Raw genomic sequence first — 16942 nt, 5'->3', positions numbered from 1 at the left:
GTTCAAATCTTCCTATGTTCGGGCAAGCATCTTCTTCTGCAAATAGGCAACACCCATAGACGCTACGCCGTCAATAGGCTCCTTGCATGCTTCATGAAAGGATACCTTCGGTGCATATGCTTCTATCTTATGCATAAGGCGATTGCGAACGTGTCCCTCATGTCGCAGAACACCACCCTGTAGAATCATTGTAAACGGAGTATCCACCAAGGACAAGTGGTTCATGACTGCTGCTGCACCATGAAATAATTCATCACCTGCCGCTACGAGAATTCGTGACGCTTCCCGATTGCCGGCAATGGCAGCACGGGTTACAACTTCAGCCAGTCCACTTACCCTATCAACGGAATACTCTTCGCCGTACGTCCAATTATACAGTTCTTCTTCATTGCTCAATCCAAGATGAAGCAGAATCCATTCCCCGAGTCTCGTTCGTTCTTCTCTGCCATCATACCCCTTCATGATTGCTCGCAATGCTTCCTTGCCGATCCAGTACCCGCTCCCCTCGTCTCCGATCCGATGGCCCCAGCCCCCAGCTCTTGCGGTCAGTCCGTAAGCATTCATTCCGAATATTATGGAGCCTGTCCCGGCAATCACCAACAACCCTGGCTGCCCTCCTGTCGCTCCGAGCAAGGCGGCATAGCCATCATTTTCCACAATTACATGTTCTGCCTCGATGTGAAGATGCTTCAATACCTCGTGTACAAGGCCCGTGATGATATGACGGTCATGCTCCGTATCTAATCCAGCAAGTGCAAATACGGCACATTCGATTGCAATTGCCTCATAAGTCGCACTACACTCCTGCTTGCGGCAATAGTCACGCAGTGCCGCTTCAATCCCTTGAGACAGTGCTCGTACAACTTCATCCACACCGACTCCCTGATAGTTCGAAGATCCTCCCTTTCCCTCCCCAAGCGTAGTTCCTTCACTATCGAGCAGCCTAACGAGACATTTCGTACCTCCACCGTCTACCGCAAGCAGAGGAATGCTGTAGGTTCCCATCAACACCCGCTCCACTCTGTTATGACTTGATCCAGATGCTTCATTGCTGCCTGTATGCTGCCTTCCGCTTGTCCCAGCCAGCTCGCAAATCCGCTGTGATCCTTCATTCGCACTTCGATCATGCGGCTGATCTCCTTCGGACTCGGCCCGCCCGGCAAGGAACGAATCTCGACGAAATGCACCGGGTCTAGCGCTTCACGCAGCGTCTGCTCTGTGAGCGATGTAACCCTACCAATATGTTGACGGGCGCTCTCATTGACAATAGACAGTGTGATCTCATTGGCCGCCAACCCTTGCGCCAAGGAATGCTTCACGACATCGCTGACAATATGATGAGCCTTGCGGAATGATAAGCCATCGACTCGAACAAGTGTATCCGCAAGCTCAGTTACGGTTGCGAAGCTGCCCTGCGTCCGTTCACGCAGCATCTCCTTGTTGACGTCCATTGTACCGATGACCGCAGCGAACAAACGGTACATTTTATCCATAATCGCAAGACTTCTCCACGCATAAGGCTGCATATCATCTTCCGTATCGACAATGTCTCCGAACGGTGTATTATGTATCATCGACAGCACCGTATTCGTATTGCCTACGCAGCTCGACAATAGTGCCCGCATATGCTCGAACGACACGGGATTGCGCTTCTGCGGCATGATAGAGCTAATCTGTACATAAGGTGCAGCTACCTTAAGCGCGCCGAACTCTTGTGTACACCACAGCAGCATATCCTGAACGACACGACCCAGATTGATCGCCGCAAGCTGGATAGCTGTCGCCACTTCGCCCAAGTAATCAGCTCCACCGATTGCATCATAGGAGTTATCGATAAGCTCGTCGAATGCGAGCAGCTCCATCATCTGCTCCCTGCTAACAGCGAAGCCCGATGTCGTAAGCGCCGCAGCCCCCATGCTGCTCCGATTGCAGTTCTTGTAGGCCGCAATCATTCGCCGAATATCGCGGTTAAGCGAATCGACGACGGCCATGAAGTAATGTGCGAGTGTCGTTGGCTGCGCCTGCTGCGTATGTGTATAGCCGATCATGAGCGTATCCTGATGCTCCTTCGCGAACAGCAGCAGCTGTTCATTGAGCTGGAGTGCCGAAGATAACGTGACGATCAGCTTCTCCCGCAGCACCATTCGATAGATTGCAATCCCCATATCATTACGGCTGCGGGCCAAGTGCAGGTTGCCAGCGATATCGCCGGCATGCTCTAGCAGCTGATGCTCCACCTGAAAGAACAAATCTTCAAACTGACCAGTATAGCTTGCTTGCTTAAGCGCTTCAAGGTCAAGAGCACGGATGGCTTGCGCAATGGTCTCCGCTTGCTCATGTGTAATAAGTTCCTGCCTCTCCAGCATGATTAGATGTGCCTTATTGATTGCCATCATCGGGCTAAGCAGATGCGCCTTCGCTTCATTAAATGCAGGCTCAAGCACAACCTCCGTATAGGTCTTGCCGGGGAAAGTAGTTCCTTCCGTTTCCATCCATTTCTCACGATATCCCATAGCTTAGTAAGCCTCCTTGTTCGACTTCATTCTCATATCCAGCCATTCTTGAATGAGCTGGTTCATATTCCGGCTTGCTTCCTCAACGATCAACTGCCCCGCTTCCATGGAGGTCTGACGAATATGTCCGGTATATCCATCCCATCCCTGAGGGGACCCTTCCACAAGTACATATGGCAGCGAAGATAAAGGAGGGCACGAATCTAATTCCAAGTCCGTATCCTGCACCGATACCATGTCTGGACGCAGCGCCTTCACGGCTGACATCTCATAAGGACCGCCATGCCCTCTTCCAGCCTGCCCCCCGAATAAGCCGTGCCGCTGCGTGAACTCAACACTCGCCATCTGCCACCAATTAATAAGAAGGAAGCTGGCGTCGGTGTAGGCTCCAGTCACGGATTCAGCAACAGTTCGGGAAGGGCCCATATTGGCATCATGAGCGTTCAGCAGGACAATGTTGCGGATCCCAAGCCTACATATCCCCAGAACAATATCGGTAAGATAATCGATATAAATGGAGGGGCGAACCGAGATCGTTCCAGGATAATGCTGTGTCTTCCCCGGGCATGCCGAGAACGGAACTGCCGGATACACGAGCGGTTGAAGGGAGGATTCAATCCTCCAAGCGAAGCCTTCCGCCAATATGATATCTGTCCCGAGTGGAGAGTGTGGGCCATGGTATTCGACCGATCCGAGAGGAACAACGGCGAACTGCGTATCCCCGATCACTTGATCTAGCTCCCGTCCGTGAACTCCGATTACATTCATATACTCCTTATACCTCCGCTTCTCCATCGATTGGGGAGACGTCCCGAAGGAGCCCCCCACCGATGTTCTGATGTGCAAGGCACTTGATGAATCTAGATGAATCTATCCAACTGAACAATTGCGACTAAGTAATGCCATTATTGATGCTGGCTGATCATGTTCACGAACATGCGGATCGATCCCGGAACCAGTGCCGGAATCTCGCGATACCACACGAGTGAACTGTACGTATATACACCCTTGCCGTAGTTCGCCGTCAGGAAGGTGCCTGTGAACTCCTTCTCGCCCGGATCGCCGTTGGAAATGAGCTCCGTATACTCCTTGCCCCACTCCGACGGGTTATAAGCCGAGCGATCTTGAATCCAATTGTTCCAGTCCTGATCTGTAATCTTATTCGGAGCGTTGAACATTGGATGCTCCGGTGCAAGTGTTGTGACTTTGGAATTCTCGTCCGTTACCCGCCATTGAATGAGCGGCGAGCCAATCTTAATTGGATACGGCGCGAGATCTGGCGACCATTTATCCTCTGGCTTATGATACTGAACGACCAGATTGCCGCCGTTCTTCACATAACTCAATAAACGCTGGTTGCTCGGGATCAATTCTGGACGGAACGCATAGGCACGAATGCCAAGCACAATTGCGTTGTACTGAGAGAGATCTCCCGACTCAATTTCCTTCGCATCCAAATTGACCACGTTGACGCCTACTTGACGCAAATATTGATCGATGTTGTCAAAGCCGCTAGACACATAGCCGACCTTCCACTTCTCCGGTGTCTTCAAGTCGAAGGCTTGAATCTGGAGCTCTGCCGGCTGCACGATGTATGTTTTCCCGATGTGCGGGTATTGAATAACCTGCGTCCCGTGCGTGCTCTGTACATCGCCGTTCTTCGCAACCGCTGTCACCGTGAACTTGCCTGGGCTTACGTTAGACGCTGCCTTAACAGAGAAAGCAACAGACTTTGTCTCCCCCTTCGCTGCAAAGCTAATCTCCTCTGCTGCAGGCTCGGCTGTCCAGCCCTGTGGAACTTGCAATGCAATCGACGCCTTGGATGCTCCTGGCGTATAATTCTTCACCGTTACTTTCACCGGAATTGGCTCGCCTGGCTTGAGCGTATTCAGAATCGTAGCGCTCGGACTGAGCGTCATCGAGTACGGAGGCAGTACCGCCACTGCATTTTGCGGTGTCTCCTGCAAGGACGTCACGGTACGGAATGCTTCATATACTACCTTCGCGCTGAATACCGAAGCTTCGTATGGCTTGAATGACGGTGCATCTGCCGGAACCTTGACCTCGAATACAGCTGAAGCTGTCTCGTTATAGTCAAGCTGCCCAAAGCTTGTCGTACCCACAGGTGCCGCTGTCCAGCCAGCAGGCACGCTCAGGCTAAGCTTCACGTTGTCTAATTTCGTAGAACTGCCATTAAATGCCGTTACGGTTACCTTCGTCGATTGTCCAGCCACAAGTTCGTTGGCATCTGGCTTAACCTTCACCACAACAGATGCCGCTTCCATACTCGCCTTGTTCAACTGCTCTTCCTTCACGTGCAGGCGATGGAGCAAATCCTCCTTCGTTGCTGCATCCAAGCTGGACTTCTTGACATTATCGAGTGCAGTCTGAACATCTGCCTTCATGCCGTGGACTTCCTTCAAGACATTGGCGAAGCTTGGGTAAGCCGCCACAATCCTGTCTGCATCCTGCTGCAGAGCTTGCAAATCCTTCTCAATCTTATTGTCCTTTCCCTTCACACTAATTTCCTTCGCCAAATCTGCAAAGGTGAATGCGATGCCGTCGAAGAGGTCTTGCTCCTTCTCCTTCGTCTTTACCGTGCTCAGGTCAAGCTTATAGTAGCTGTCCCCCTGAGCAGGCCCTTCGTCATACACTCTTCCCATCCCTTGGCTCTTGTGCATGAAGCGCGACTCTTCCCCAAGCTGCAGGTAAGAGGCCCCATAGATGGAGTTGTACTCCCCAATTGGCGCTCTCACGGTGTAATCCTTGTTATTCGCCGGCAAATACAACTTCTTGATCTGCCATGGCTGAAGCCCCTGCTTCAGGTGCTCAGGATATACTTCAGGATTCGCTGCGTCCTTGAACGCACGCACCGTAAGTACGTTAATCGTCCGATGATGACCATGTGTAGAGTTTTCATTCAAGAATGCAGGAATGATGACATCTGGGCGAAGCTCGCGTATTTTGCGAATTAAGCGCTCGTACGCAACAGATTCTCCCCATTTCTCCAGCGTTTCCTCTACACTCTTCGAGAACCCGAAGTCGAAGATTGGATCATTCAGCTGCTCGCCGAGCATTCCCAATGTCACATTCGTGATCTTGGATGCTTCCTGCAGTTCCCGGGTTCGTATGACCCCAAGGCTCTGTCCGAGCTCGCTTCCAATCTCGTTCTGTCCGCCTTCTCCTCTGACAGCGATCACGCTTGATGTATTGACTCCTCTTCCCAGGGAAAGGTACGCCAAGGTCGCGCTGTGCTCATCATCAGGGTGAGCTCCCGTGTTCATCGCACTTGCGATCGTCGTCAGCGGCTTGATCGACTTCCATAAATCAACAATTCCCCGATCCGCTGATACGGTCTCGGCTTGCGTGGACAGCAGTACACTGCTTGCCAATACAACGCTTAATACGATGGAACAGAACTTTGAGGCCGACTTACCTTTGATCATCAAATCCCTCCTCGAATGGTGGAATAGTTAAATCAGCTGGAAATGGCCATTTTCCAGCTGTATATCATAACGTGGTTGATGAACCCCTAGGCAGTTCCCACGCAATGACCAACGATTATCTAGCCGTGTTGTCGCCCGTTATTTTGCGGGATACGAACAGTACGATGATGATCAATGTAATTTGCAGAACACCATATGCACAAGCCGTGCCGAATTCGAATGAATACATCCGTTGGAAAATTTCGACCGAGAGCGGTGTGCTCTTGGCAGTAAAGAGCAGAATGGAGGATACGAATTCCCCAATCCCCTGCACAAAGGCGAGCAGCGTACCCGCCAATATCCCGCTTAATGCCATCGGGAACACAACTCTGCGGAAGCTGTACCACCACGATGCGCCTAGATTGCGTGCCGCCTCCTCCACAGATGCATCCATCTGCACCAAGGTTGCCGAAGTAGAACGGAACACAAGCGGCAGGTGGCGCACGAAGTAAGCTAGCGGCAAAATCCAAAAACTGCCGATCAGCACTTGATTGAAGCTGAAGACATTGGGCTCGCTGAAGGCCGCAATCAAGTTGACCGCAACGACAGTACCCGGCAGCGCCCATGGGAGCATAATTAAGACATCAAGCAGCGTCTTCCCTTTAAACTTCAAGCGAACCATCGCATAAGCAGCTGCCACGCCGAAGATGACATTCCCGATTGTTGCGACGAAGCTCATCTGGAAGCTGTTTGCAATAGGCCGCCATGTTTTGCTGTCCGTGAACAGCTTGATATAATGCTCCAATGTATATTCAGGCGGCAATACTTGCGTCGTCCAAGTGCCGTTCGTAGACAATGAAATCAACACCAGCACGAAGATGGGAAGCAGCAAAATAATGACGCCGATAATAGACAAAATCATTGCAACATATTTGCCGACTGCACTCTTGACCTCTGTGCGATGGACACTGATGCCCTTGCTCATGTTCTGGTAGTTGCGCAGCCCTTGATACCAGCGCATCACGAGCAAGAATACAATCGACACAACGGATAGGATCGTCGACTGGGCAGCAGCCATATCCAAATTGCCATTCGTACGCGACAAATAAATCTGCATCGTCATCGTCCGTTCGATGCCGAAGATAAGCGGAGCCGTATATGATGCCATCGCAATCATGAATACAAGCAGTGACGAGGCCACAAGCGCTGGAGTCAGCATCGGCAGAATCACTCGCCGCCAGATGTACAATCTGCCTGCACCTAAACTTGCAGCGGCTTCTTCAAGCGAAGGATCGAGACCCCGAATCGCAGACGACGCCGTCATATAGAAATAGGTATACATCGTAAACGTATGTACGACCAGGACGCCCCATATCCCTTTTAAATAAAATGGTACTTGTTCGAGATGAAGCAGTTCCTTAAGCGCCCGTGGAATGATACCGCTCTCGCCATACAAGAACGTGAACGACAGTACGCCGACAAGCGGAGGCAGTGCCATTGGAACGAGAACGAGGACAGCCAGCACCTTCCTGCCGGGAAATTCGTAGCGCTCCAACAGAAATGCCATGGCTACACCCACGATTGCACACGTAATCACACTTAAGACGGAAATATAAATGCTGGTCCACAGTGCTTCCAGATTGGATGTATGCTCTAGGCTGAAAAATCGCGCGTAGTTCGTAAGTGAGAATTGATCCTCGACTTGAATACTTTGTACGAATGTTTGAAATAGCGGATAAACGACATATGCCAACAGTATGAGAAAAAGCGGCGCTACGAGCACATAGACGAAGTAAGGCGATTGCGTAATGGGCCCCGAGCGGCGGGGCAAGCCCATGCGTGGCTTCGATGGCCGTGGCGCGTTAGGTGTGTTCGTTATCATCATTCATCCCCTCTCTATCCTAAGAAGTAAATGCTTTCTTTCGGAATGAACAGGGAGATTGCTTCCCCTCGTCCGCGAACCCGATGCCCTTGATTGACGAACATCGCCTTCAACTGCTGATCTGCCACCTGCGACACATAGTTCACGCTAACTCCTGTAAATTCAGAAATGACTACACTGCCTGTAACGATATTGTCCCCCGTCTCTTCTCCGCCAGCCTCCCGAATCGATTCAGGACGTATCGACAGTGATACCTTCTTGCCTGCTTCCAGTGAACAGTCGGCAGAAGCATTCGCTGTCAGCCCTCTTAGACGGAGATCTGGCGCTACGCGAATGACGGCTTCGCCGTCTTCGATTCGTTCCACCGTTCCTTCCCACAGGTTCGACTCGCCAATGAAGGAGGCGACAAATCGATTAACGGGTCGATTATATATTTCTTCAGGACTTCCAATCTGCTGTACAACCCCGCCCTGCATGACCATAATGCGGTCAGACATCGCCATCGCCTCCGCCTGATCATGGGTGACGTATATCGTTGTAATTCCCAGCTCTAATTGAAGTCTCTTAATTTCGATCCTTGTCTCCTCGCGGAGCTTCGCATCCAGATTGGACAACGGCTCATCGAGAAGCAGTATTTTCGGCTCTATCACGAGTGCACGAGCCAAGGCAACCCGCTGCTGCTGTCCGCCGGACAATTGGTCAATTCTACGGCTTCCATACCCATCCAAGTGAACCTGCTTCAGCGCGAGATGGGCGCGCTCTATCATTTCTGACTTCGGAACCTTGCGCACCTGCAAACCAAATGCGACATTTTCAAATACGGTCATGTGCGGAAATAAAGCATAATTCTGAAAAACCATGCCGGTATTGCGTTTATTCGGTGGGAGTGTCGTGACATCTTGATCACCGAACACGATTCGGCCTTCGCTTGGAAAATAAAATCCTGCAATCATCCGCAGTGTCGTCGTTTTGCCACAGCCGCTAGGGCCGAGGAAGGTAAAGAATTCACCCGGTTGAATCCGGATGTTTACGTCGGTAACTCCCTTGACGTTCCCGAATTGCTTGCTAACATGATCTAGTGCTACCTCTATCAAGCTGGCTCCCTCCTGCCTCTGAAATGATCATAATCAGGCGAAGGGCATAGCCTCCGCCTGAAAGAACCTATTATTTTGCGCCTTTCCCCTTGATGTTCTCATCCCAATGCTGCATCCACTCTTTTTCCTTCTGCGCCATTACCGTCCAATCAATGTCAAGCGGCTTCAGCTCCAATCCCTTCAGCCAAGCAGGAAGCGTATCCTTGCTGATGTCTGTCCGTGTTGGAATCTGGAACAGCTTATCCGCGAGCTCTACCCGCAAATTAGAATCGAAGAGGAATTCATAGAACTTCATTGCCGACTCCTTATTTTTCGCACCCTTCACGACACCGACGCCATCAACTAGGATTGGCGCACCGCTAGCCGGGTAGATAAAGTCGAACGGCTGCTTCTGCAATTCCTTCTGAATCATAATGTCCTGCAAGTTCCACAGGGACAATGTGCCTTCCTCACGAGCCAGCTTCAAATACAGGTTAGTCGGATCCTGTGCGTATTCCTTCGTGTTGGCATCCAGCTTCTTCAGCCAGTCGAAGCCCTTCGTTGGATCACTCGCATCCTGCTTATAAATCATGGAAGAATAGATCGTTCTCATCGTTCCGGAAGCAAGCACCCCACGAATGATGATTTTGTCCTTGTATTTCGGATCAAGGAGATCGTCCCAATCTTTCGGTGCATCTTCTTGTTTCAGCGCGTGAGAATTGTACATAATGACCTCAGGCAGCAGCATTTCCCCATACCAGCGGTCTTGACTGTCTTTGTACAATGCCGGAATGCTGTCCGCGAAGCTTGGCTTCACGCTTTCCAGCAGGTCTTCATCTGCCGCAGTCATCAGTGACGACTGTGTGCCGCCCCACCAGAAGTCCGCTTGTGGATTCGCCTTCTCCCCACGTACGCGCTCCAAGATTTGCTGTGCGCCCATCGTGAGCACTTCGACTTCCATGTTCGGGTATTTCGCCTCGAATTTTGGGATAATCTCATCGACGACGTTCTTGTCTCTCGCTGTGTAGATAACCAGCTTTTCTTTACCCGATGATGACTTCTCCCCAGATTGCTGTCCGCCCTCAGATGCATTCCCACCGCCGCCTCCACAAGCAGTCACTGCCAGCATCGCAAGGACAAGCATAGAGCTCATCAACCATGTTTTTGCTTTCCTCTTTACCTGTTTCATGACGTTCCCCCTACTATAAATTTTTGATTCGTGTTTCGCGCTGTATCGGATGAATTCATCTTCAATAGACGAAATGAATCTGAGTTGATATGTTCCTATGCAGCCTCCCGCAAAAACGTAGTAGTCCTTCAACAACTGCCCGTTCGTTGGTTATATGGATCAAAGCTATGCTGACGTTCAGAACAATAGCCCTTACTTAGACCAACTAAACATCCGTATATACTTGGTCATTGTGTTGCAGGAAATCGTTATGCTATGTACGGTTTGCCACTATGGAATGCATACAGTTCTATATCGTTCTGAAATGATATTGTGAAATGATTAGCTATGATAGTTCTGAGGTTATATTGTGAAATGATTAGCTGTGATCGTTCTGTGCTGCTATAGTGAAATGATTAACATTTTACTATCTGATGAGTGTGGTATGAGTGTAAGTGTGATTGTGATTGTCATACGATTTTGAGTATATTCGTTGTATTTGATGTGAAAGATGTGTAGGTTGAATTTGTCGTGTGAGTATCAATCGTGAGTAGTAGAACTCCATAATTGTTGTCGTGTGTGTGAGCAGCTGCATCTATCTTGTTGGATTCTGCGCTGTAGAAGAATTGACCTGACGGTATTGTGCTGGTTGCGAATATAGGCACATCCGTAATTGTCATTGTCTGAGAAGCAATTCATGCTGGAGAAGAAATCATTGTTTACCTTTGAAATTTAGCCGTGGAGGGGAAAGCCTCCAATGTACAGTGAATGGCTCCTATCAAGCCCGCCTGATCGCCAAGTGTGGCCATCTTAATGATGGGTACAGATGGAACCCATTCATTCAGCCAATATTGTATTTTGCGAATGCCTTCGTCCCCGATATGCAGCATTTCACCGCTAAGGATGAGCAGCGCCGGATCCATGACGCTCGTGACATTGGCGATCCCATAAGTCCAGTGCCGGCATATATCGTCGAATAGCCTTTGAGCCTCGTCGCTGCCGAGGTTGGCCAGCTCAACAATCTGCTGAATAATGCTTCTGTCTGGGCCAATGGATGGGAGAATGCGAATGGCTTTCTCGTAGATGGCTCTCACCGAGTAGTTGCGCTCGAACACCCCATACTCGCCTTTGACCTGATTGCCGATTGGGCCAATCATCATATAGCCGATCTCACCGCTTGCCTCATTGGCTCCCCGATACAGCTGTCCGTCAATAATCATGCCTGCGCCGATTCCTGTTCCCGCGTACATATAGACGAGATTGGAGTGGCCGACACCGATGCCTTTATGAAATTCGCCCAGCGTCATCAGATTCACGTCGTTCTCGATAACGACAGGCAATCCCAGTGCTTCTTCAATTTCCTTCTGTACCGGCAGCCCCATCCAACCTGTGCTGGGAGCGTAGCTGACCGTTCCTGCACTGCGCTGCGTAATTCCGGGAAGTCCCAGACCCATTCCAAGCAGCCGTTCCTTCGGAAACCCGCTAGCGGTGAGAAGGGTGTCCAATCCCTGTTCAATGCTGCGAATTGCCATCTCGCCATCCATAGGATGCGGCAAATTCGTCGTGCGCGAGACGAGCAGCTCCCCCTTCAGGTTCGCAATCGCCAATTGCAAAGTGCTTCCTTCGAATACTGCGCCAATGACACCATACGCATCAAAGTTATATTCCAGAAGAATCGGCTTCCTGCCGCCCTTCGATTCACCGTATCCGACCTCGCTGATCAAGCCTTCCATAATCATCTCATCGACGAGCGCTGAGACGCATGGCCGGCTTAACTCTGTTAACTTCGCCAAATCAGCTCTCGAAACCCGAGGGTTATCGCGCAATTGATGGAGGATCCCTTCGCGGTTAATATGCTTCACCAATTTTGCGTTTCCCGTCTGGCCTCTGCCAATCAACCCATCATCCTCCCCCGCAATCTAAGTTAGTTAAAATTATTAACAAAGTCTTGTTGGAGATAGTTTATTGTATGCGCTTACAAATTGTCAATATGAATTTTTTCTATTCAGCACTCCTCCTTGTTTTTAATTTGGCTTCAAAAATAATAAGAAAAAGTCTATCTCTTTGGGAGGCTAGACTTTTTAAAATAATCACATATTTAAAAATTACATAACGAGCGTTATATTTTGAATAATTTATCCTCTTTAGATAATCTCAAAATTTTATCATTCTCATTAATAAATTGATATTTTTGTATTTTCTCATTTAATATTGCAAAAATAAATTGACTTTCATTTTCATTAATGAAAGAAACTATTTTTTCAAGGTTATGTTTAGCTACTGTTTCTAATACATCATGTACAAAAAACCTTGGAAAATCCAATTTCAATTCCTTAATAAAAGAAACATAAGCGATATCCAATAATAATGTTATAGACTTTCTATGACCAGTACCCAATCCATCATCAACATTCGAAAGTTTTAATGGGAAAGTATCTGCGCGGGTTAAGTACAAACGTTGACCAAAAGTCTCATAGCTTATTTTTGTTAAATATTCATTGAATTTAGATAAATTGTCCATAACTATGGATCCATCATTAATTGTTCCATATTCATTAGTCTTCTTGTTTAGATCTTCAGTTAACTCATTGTAAATATCTAAAATCTTTGTTAACTGTCCAAGTTGCTCACTCTGTGATATTAGTTCTTTGTGTATTTTCTCAAAATTTTTGAAGTTATCTTGATCAATAATACTAATAATTTTTTTATTCTCATTTATTATTGATTCACGCGAATAATTCATGTTACTAATATCAAGATTAATTTCATTTAATCTATTCCTATAATAAGTAAGCTTGTTTTTCTTTATACTATTGTTAAACTCAATTAGCTCTTGAAATTCCTTATCTATATTTCCTAAATAATGTTCTACATCTTTATAAAACTCATAAAGTATTGATTCGTCCAATGTATCTTGATCATCTGATTCTTTTGAAAGTATTTCTTCTATTTTATTTTTTTTAAATAAAGCCGTCTCAATAGCATCATTGTACCTATTTATTTCATTCTTTACTCGTGATATTTCTTGAATATTTTTCTCGTAGTCCCCAATATTAATCATAGAACTTACTTTATTTTCTAATTCAACAACAGAAGAACGCACTATTCTTATTCTTTCATTTAAATCATCGATGTTTGAAAATTTGTGCAACTTTATTATCTGATTGATATCTTTTTTTATTTCCTATATTTCATTATATAGCTCTAGCTTCCTTTTACTTATCTCTTGAGACGACAACCCAAATAAAAACATTTTGATAATCCATTAGGTAAATAGAGCGGAGTACTGGAGTATATGCTTTTAATTAAAATCCCCCAGTTTCCCCGCCAGCAACTTGTATGCGTAGTAGACAACACAGTTGAATATGAATGATAATAGCGTTACAGCACAGACATTCATCCTTGTCAAATAAAGTGAGGAGGAGGCAGATGCAGCGAAGACTCGTTATTCCACGATTATCATTCATGATGTTCATGCAGTTTTTCGTATGGGGGGCTTGGTACGCCACTGCGGGGCTTACACTCAGCAAATATGGCTTGTCATCCATTATTGGAACCGCTTACTCCGTTGGAGCGATTGCATCCATTATTGCTCCTTTCTTCCTCGGCATGGTAGTTGACCGCTTCTTCGCCTCTGAGAAAGTGATGGGCCTCCTTCATGTTGCAGGCAGTGCACTTCTATGGATGGTCGGCAGGCAAGTCGAGGCAGGCAGCGGAACAACGCTGTTGTGGACGCTTTTTCTGTATATGCTGTGTTATATGCCTACACTGGCACTAAGCAACAATGTAGCTTTTCACCATATTGCGGATGCTGCAAAGACATTCCCGATGATTCGTGTGTTCGGCACAATCGGATGGATCGTGGCAGGCGTCCTTATCGGCCAACTGGGCTACTCCGACAGTTCCGTCATCTTCTACATCTCTGCTATTGCATCCCTCTTGCTCGGTATATTCAGCTTCACTCTGCCCAATACGCCCGCTCCCGCCAGAGGAAAGCCTCTCTCTGTTCGCGACCTGCTCTGTCTTGACGCGCTGCAGATGCTTAAGGAGCGAAGCTATTGTGTTTTCATCATCTGCTCGATGCTTATTTGCATCCCACTTGCAGCCTATTATTCGTTTGCGTCTCCCTTCTTAGAGGCTGCTGGGTTCGCCAATGTAGGCAGCGTGATGACGATCGGCCAGATGTCGGAAATCGCTTTTATGCTGCTTATCCCGTTCTTCTTCCGCCGCTTAGGCATCAAAATCATGCTCCTGATCGGCATGCTTGCTTGGACACTTCGTTATGTCCTATTCGCCTTCGGTGCGCCTGATCAGATTGGATCACTCATGATCGTAGGCATCGCTCTCCATGGCATCTGTTATGATTTTTTCTTTGTAACCGGATTCATCTATGCCGAGCAGCAAGCAGACAGCCAAGTAAAGGGGCAGGCACAAAGCTTGCTGCTCCTGTTCACGCAGGGAATCGGCATCTACTTCGGCTCACTTATCGCCGGCAGTCTGTTCAACGATACCGTGACAGCTAGCGGAACTGCTGCGCTTGCACAATGGAAGAGCTTCTGGCTGTACCCGGCAGGCGCTGCGCTTGTCGTGGCACTGTTGTTCCTGCTGCTGTTCAAATCGAAACCATCCACACATGCTGTTCACCAGCATGATGCGGCATTTGAAAGGAGATAAGCGTAATGAATCGTACGAAAGTAGCCATTTGCGGCGCTGGCTTCGTGGCCGACATTCATATGGAGTCCTTTACCCGATTCGTTCCAGAGGCAGAGGTAGTCGCTGTCTATGCCCGCAATCGTGAGAAAGGAGAAGCATTCGCTGCACGGCATGGAATACCGCAAGTGTATACAGACATGGATGAGCTGTTGGCGCATTCCGGTTGTGAGGTTGTGGACATCTGCCTGCCGAACTTCCTCCATCACCGCGTATGTATTGCGGCTGCGCAAGCGGGCAAGCACGTTATCGTAGAGAAGCCGCTATGCGTTACCTTGGAAGAGGCCGACGAGATGATCGAGACATGCCGCAGCGCAGAAGTGAAGCTCATGTATGCGGAAGAGCTCTGCTTCGCACCGAAGTTCGAGCGGGTACGCAAGCTGATCGAGCTGGGAGCCGTCGGCGATGTGTATATGCTGAAGCAGGCAGAGAAGCATTCTGGTCCGCACAGTGATTGGTTCTATGACATCAAGCAGGCTGGCGGTGGCGTGCTCATGGATCTGGGCTGCCATGCGCTGCAATGGTTCCGCTGGATGATGGGCGGCGCCAAAGTGAAAAGCGTATATGCGACAATGTCTACTGTACTGCATGGCGAGATAACGAAGGGCGAAGATAATGCGGTTACGATCGTAGAGTTCGAGAATGGTGTAACGGCAATCGCGGAGGACAGCTGGGCGAAGCCTGGCGGGATGACAGACAACATAGAAGTATACGGTACGAAGGGAGTAAGCTATGCGGACCTCTTTCAAGGCAACGCTGCTCTGACCTATAGCGAACATGGCTATGATTATGCGATGGAGAAGGCAGGCTCCACCCAAGGGTGGTCGTTCACCATCTATGAAGAAGCATTCAATCAAGGATATCCACAGGAATTGAAGCACTTCATTACCTGTGTCCGGCAAAATCTAGAGCCTTGCGTAACAGGCGAGGACGGGCGTGCCGTACTCGAAATCATCTACGCAGCATATGCCTCCGCCCGATTAGGGCGCAAGATTGAGCTGCCATTCCACGCAGCCGTACAGCGACCGATTGATTTATGGCTGGGTACGGAGAACTAGGTCAGATCGTAAATCATGAATTCCCTTGTGGCAACGAGAAGAAGGCTAGTACCTCCCGATTAGGGATGTACTAGCCTATTAGTTGACTCAATAAATGGCCCACCGTAAGCTAAATTAGGTTGATCCTTTAGATCTTTAAGACCGGCCACATCAATGTATAAAATCCCCATACTTTCCCCTAACTTTTATCGTCATTTTTCAAGATTTTTTTTGAAATTAAGATACCAACAAAAGCAGAAAAAACTATAACAGGGGTCATAAATAGCATTTTATATTGATTCCAAGGTGTTGCGATAGCAACAACGTTTGATACTACAAAAACAATAAAGGAAGCCAATAATTGCTGTTTTACACTTAATTTCGCCACTAATCATCCCCCACATCCTATAAATGAAAATATAGCATTCAAAATAGTGTTAGCTTGTTCTTCCTATATTAAAAGATCAATGAATATGTGTTCCAATCCAGATACCCAAATACAAGTACATCTTAGGTAAGTGTAATTTCTTTCATTTCGAGTGGCATCGATTGCTCCGCGGCCTCTGCCTTGCCTTGAACAGCCTTCTGATGCCGCTTCAATCGGATCCTCCAATCATTCATCTCCTGATCCGTCAATACATGGAACGTCTCAACCTTCCTGCTCGTTCCATCCTTAAGAACGACGACGAACTTGGGGAATACCGGTACGAACAAGATGCCCACTCGACCTTGCTCGACACGAATATCGACTACATCTGCCCATGCTGCGCGGAGTCCATATTCATTCCAAATTGTCTCCTGATCATAGGTCAGTAGGATATTGGTTCCTGCTGTTAAGGCACGCACGGATACGACGAGATTGCTCCCACAATAAGCGAATCCAATGCATGCAGCCGCTGCCAGGGCAATTCGCAAGCTGAGCGGCAATTTGAAATCGAGCACGGCCAGAACGATAAGGCCCGCCGAGAATAGAATACAAATGAATGCAATGAACAATCGGGCTGCTGCTTTCTGTTTCTGATACACGACATGATGCATAGCGCATTTCTCCCTTTCCCACAGGTTGTTCAGTAGCTTTATTCCCACTTCGACGAGCTGTACCGATTCCCCTTCCTACTCCATTCGACAATATGC

Annotated in this window: 13 protein-coding genes; 2 read left to right on the top strand and 11 right to left on the bottom strand. The window is 48.3% G+C overall.

Going from position 1 to position 16942, the window contains the following annotated elements:
- Nucleotides 1-12: 12 nt before the first annotated feature.
- The 9 genes from RQP50_RS04055 to RQP50_RS04015 all read right to left on the bottom strand — a co-directional run bounded on the left by RQP50_RS04055 (nucleotide 13) and on the right by RQP50_RS04015 (nucleotide 13212).
- Nucleotides 13-1005, bottom strand: a complete 993-nt coding sequence (locus RQP50_RS04055) for an N-acetylglucosamine kinase (RefSeq protein ID WP_315743435.1) — start codon at nucleotides 1003-1005, stop codon at nucleotides 13-15.
- Nucleotides 1005-2513 carry an argininosuccinate lyase gene (gene argH / locus RQP50_RS04050; protein ID WP_315743433.1) on the bottom strand — a complete coding sequence of 503 codons (1509 nt, stop codon included), beginning with the start codon at nucleotides 2511-2513 and terminating at the stop codon, nucleotides 1005-1007. The genes RQP50_RS04055 and argH overlap by 1 nt, the downstream gene beginning before the upstream one ends.
- Before the next feature lie 3 nt (nucleotides 2514-2516).
- Nucleotides 2517-3281: a creatininase family protein gene (locus RQP50_RS04045; RefSeq protein WP_315743431.1), complete on the bottom strand. Its 765-nt coding sequence runs from the start codon at nucleotides 3279-3281 to the stop codon at nucleotides 2517-2519.
- A 137-nt stretch (nucleotides 3282-3418) separates the two neighbouring features.
- Nucleotides 3419-5959 (bottom strand): NEW3 domain-containing protein, encoded by a 2541-nt coding sequence (locus RQP50_RS04040; protein WP_315743429.1) that lies wholly within the window; start codon nucleotides 5957-5959, stop codon nucleotides 3419-3421.
- A 115-nt stretch (nucleotides 5960-6074) separates the two neighbouring features.
- Nucleotides 6075-7775, bottom strand: coding sequence for an ABC transporter permease (locus RQP50_RS04035; protein WP_315744559.1), 1701 nt, complete (start codon nucleotides 7773-7775; stop codon nucleotides 6075-6077).
- Between the two features lie 59 nt (nucleotides 7776-7834).
- Nucleotides 7835-8914, bottom strand: a complete 1080-nt coding sequence (locus RQP50_RS04030; RefSeq protein ID WP_072731524.1) for an ABC transporter ATP-binding protein — start codon at nucleotides 8912-8914, stop codon at nucleotides 7835-7837.
- A gap of 70 nt (nucleotides 8915-8984) precedes the next feature.
- Nucleotides 8985-10082, bottom strand: a complete 1098-nt coding sequence (locus RQP50_RS04025) for an extracellular solute-binding protein (protein ID WP_315743427.1) — start codon at nucleotides 10080-10082, stop codon at nucleotides 8985-8987.
- 698 nt (nucleotides 10083-10780) lie between these two features.
- The gene (locus RQP50_RS04020) at nucleotides 10781-11959 is read right to left on the bottom strand and encodes an ROK family transcriptional regulator (RefSeq protein ID WP_072731526.1); all 1179 of its coding nucleotides are present in this window, start codon (nucleotides 11957-11959) and stop codon (nucleotides 10781-10783) included.
- Nucleotides 11960-12180: 221 nt separating this feature from the next.
- Nucleotides 12181-13212, bottom strand: a complete 1032-nt coding sequence (locus tag RQP50_RS04015; RefSeq protein WP_072731527.1) for a V-type ATP synthase subunit I domain-containing protein — start codon at nucleotides 13210-13212, stop codon at nucleotides 12181-12183.
- Between the two features lie 278 nt (nucleotides 13213-13490).
- Between RQP50_RS04015 and RQP50_RS04010 the strand changes: the two genes are divergently transcribed.
- Both RQP50_RS04010 and RQP50_RS04005 read left to right on the top strand, forming a co-directional pair.
- Nucleotides 13491-14735 (top strand): MFS transporter, encoded by a 1245-nt coding sequence (locus RQP50_RS04010; RefSeq protein WP_315743423.1) that lies wholly within the window; start codon nucleotides 13491-13493, stop codon nucleotides 14733-14735.
- 5 nt (nucleotides 14736-14740) lie between these two features.
- Nucleotides 14741-15829, top strand: a complete 1089-nt coding sequence (locus RQP50_RS04005) for a Gfo/Idh/MocA family protein (protein WP_142544109.1) — start codon at nucleotides 14741-14743, stop codon at nucleotides 15827-15829.
- 178 nt (nucleotides 15830-16007) lie between these two features.
- Here RQP50_RS04005 and RQP50_RS04000 read toward each other — a convergent pair whose 3' ends face one another.
- Nucleotides 16008-16196, bottom strand: coding sequence for a hypothetical protein (locus tag RQP50_RS04000; RefSeq protein WP_315743420.1), 189 nt, complete (start codon nucleotides 16194-16196; stop codon nucleotides 16008-16010).
- Between the two features lie 122 nt (nucleotides 16197-16318).
- The gene (locus RQP50_RS03995) at nucleotides 16319-16846 is read right to left on the bottom strand and encodes a hypothetical protein (protein ID WP_315743419.1); all 528 of its coding nucleotides are present in this window, start codon (nucleotides 16844-16846) and stop codon (nucleotides 16319-16321) included.
- Between the last annotated feature and the right edge of the window lie 96 nt (nucleotides 16847-16942).

Origin of the sequence: Paenibacillus suaedae, assembly GCF_032337355.1 — a bacterium.
Taxonomy (GTDB): Bacteria; Bacillota; Bacilli; order Paenibacillales; family Paenibacillaceae; genus Paenibacillus_B; species Paenibacillus_B suaedae.
The sequence above is the reverse complement of the archived record's forward strand: the minus strand, read 5'-3'. Positions and strand labels throughout refer to the sequence as shown.

Coding starts and splice junctions, on each gene's coding strand:
- RQP50_RS04055 (WP_315743435.1), bottom strand. CDS start 1,005: ATGGGAACCTACAGCATTCCTCTGCTTGCGGTAGACGGTGGAGGTACG.
- argH (WP_315743433.1), bottom strand. CDS start 2,513: ATGGGATATCGTGAGAAATGGATGGAAACGGAAGGAACTACTTTCCCC.
- RQP50_RS04045 (WP_315743431.1), bottom strand. CDS start 3,281: ATGAATGTAATCGGAGTTCACGGACGGGAGCTAGATCAAGTGATCGGG.
- RQP50_RS04040 (WP_315743429.1), bottom strand. CDS start 5,959: ATGATCAAAGGTAAGTCGGCCTCAAAGTTCTGTTCCATCGTATTAAGC.
- RQP50_RS04035 (WP_315744559.1), bottom strand. CDS start 7,775: ATGGGCTTGCCCCGCCGCTCGGGGCCCATTACGCAATCGCCTTACTTC.
- RQP50_RS04025 (WP_315743427.1), bottom strand. CDS start 10,082: ATGAAACAGGTAAAGAGGAAAGCAAAAACATGGTTGATGAGCTCTATG.
- RQP50_RS04010 (WP_315743423.1), top strand. CDS start 13,491: ATGCAGCGAAGACTCGTTATTCCACGATTATCATTCATGATGTTCATG.
- RQP50_RS04005 (WP_142544109.1), top strand. CDS start 14,741: ATGAATCGTACGAAAGTAGCCATTTGCGGCGCTGGCTTCGTGGCCGAC.
- RQP50_RS03995 (WP_315743419.1), bottom strand. CDS start 16,846: ATGCATCATGTCGTGTATCAGAAACAGAAAGCAGCAGCCCGATTGTTC.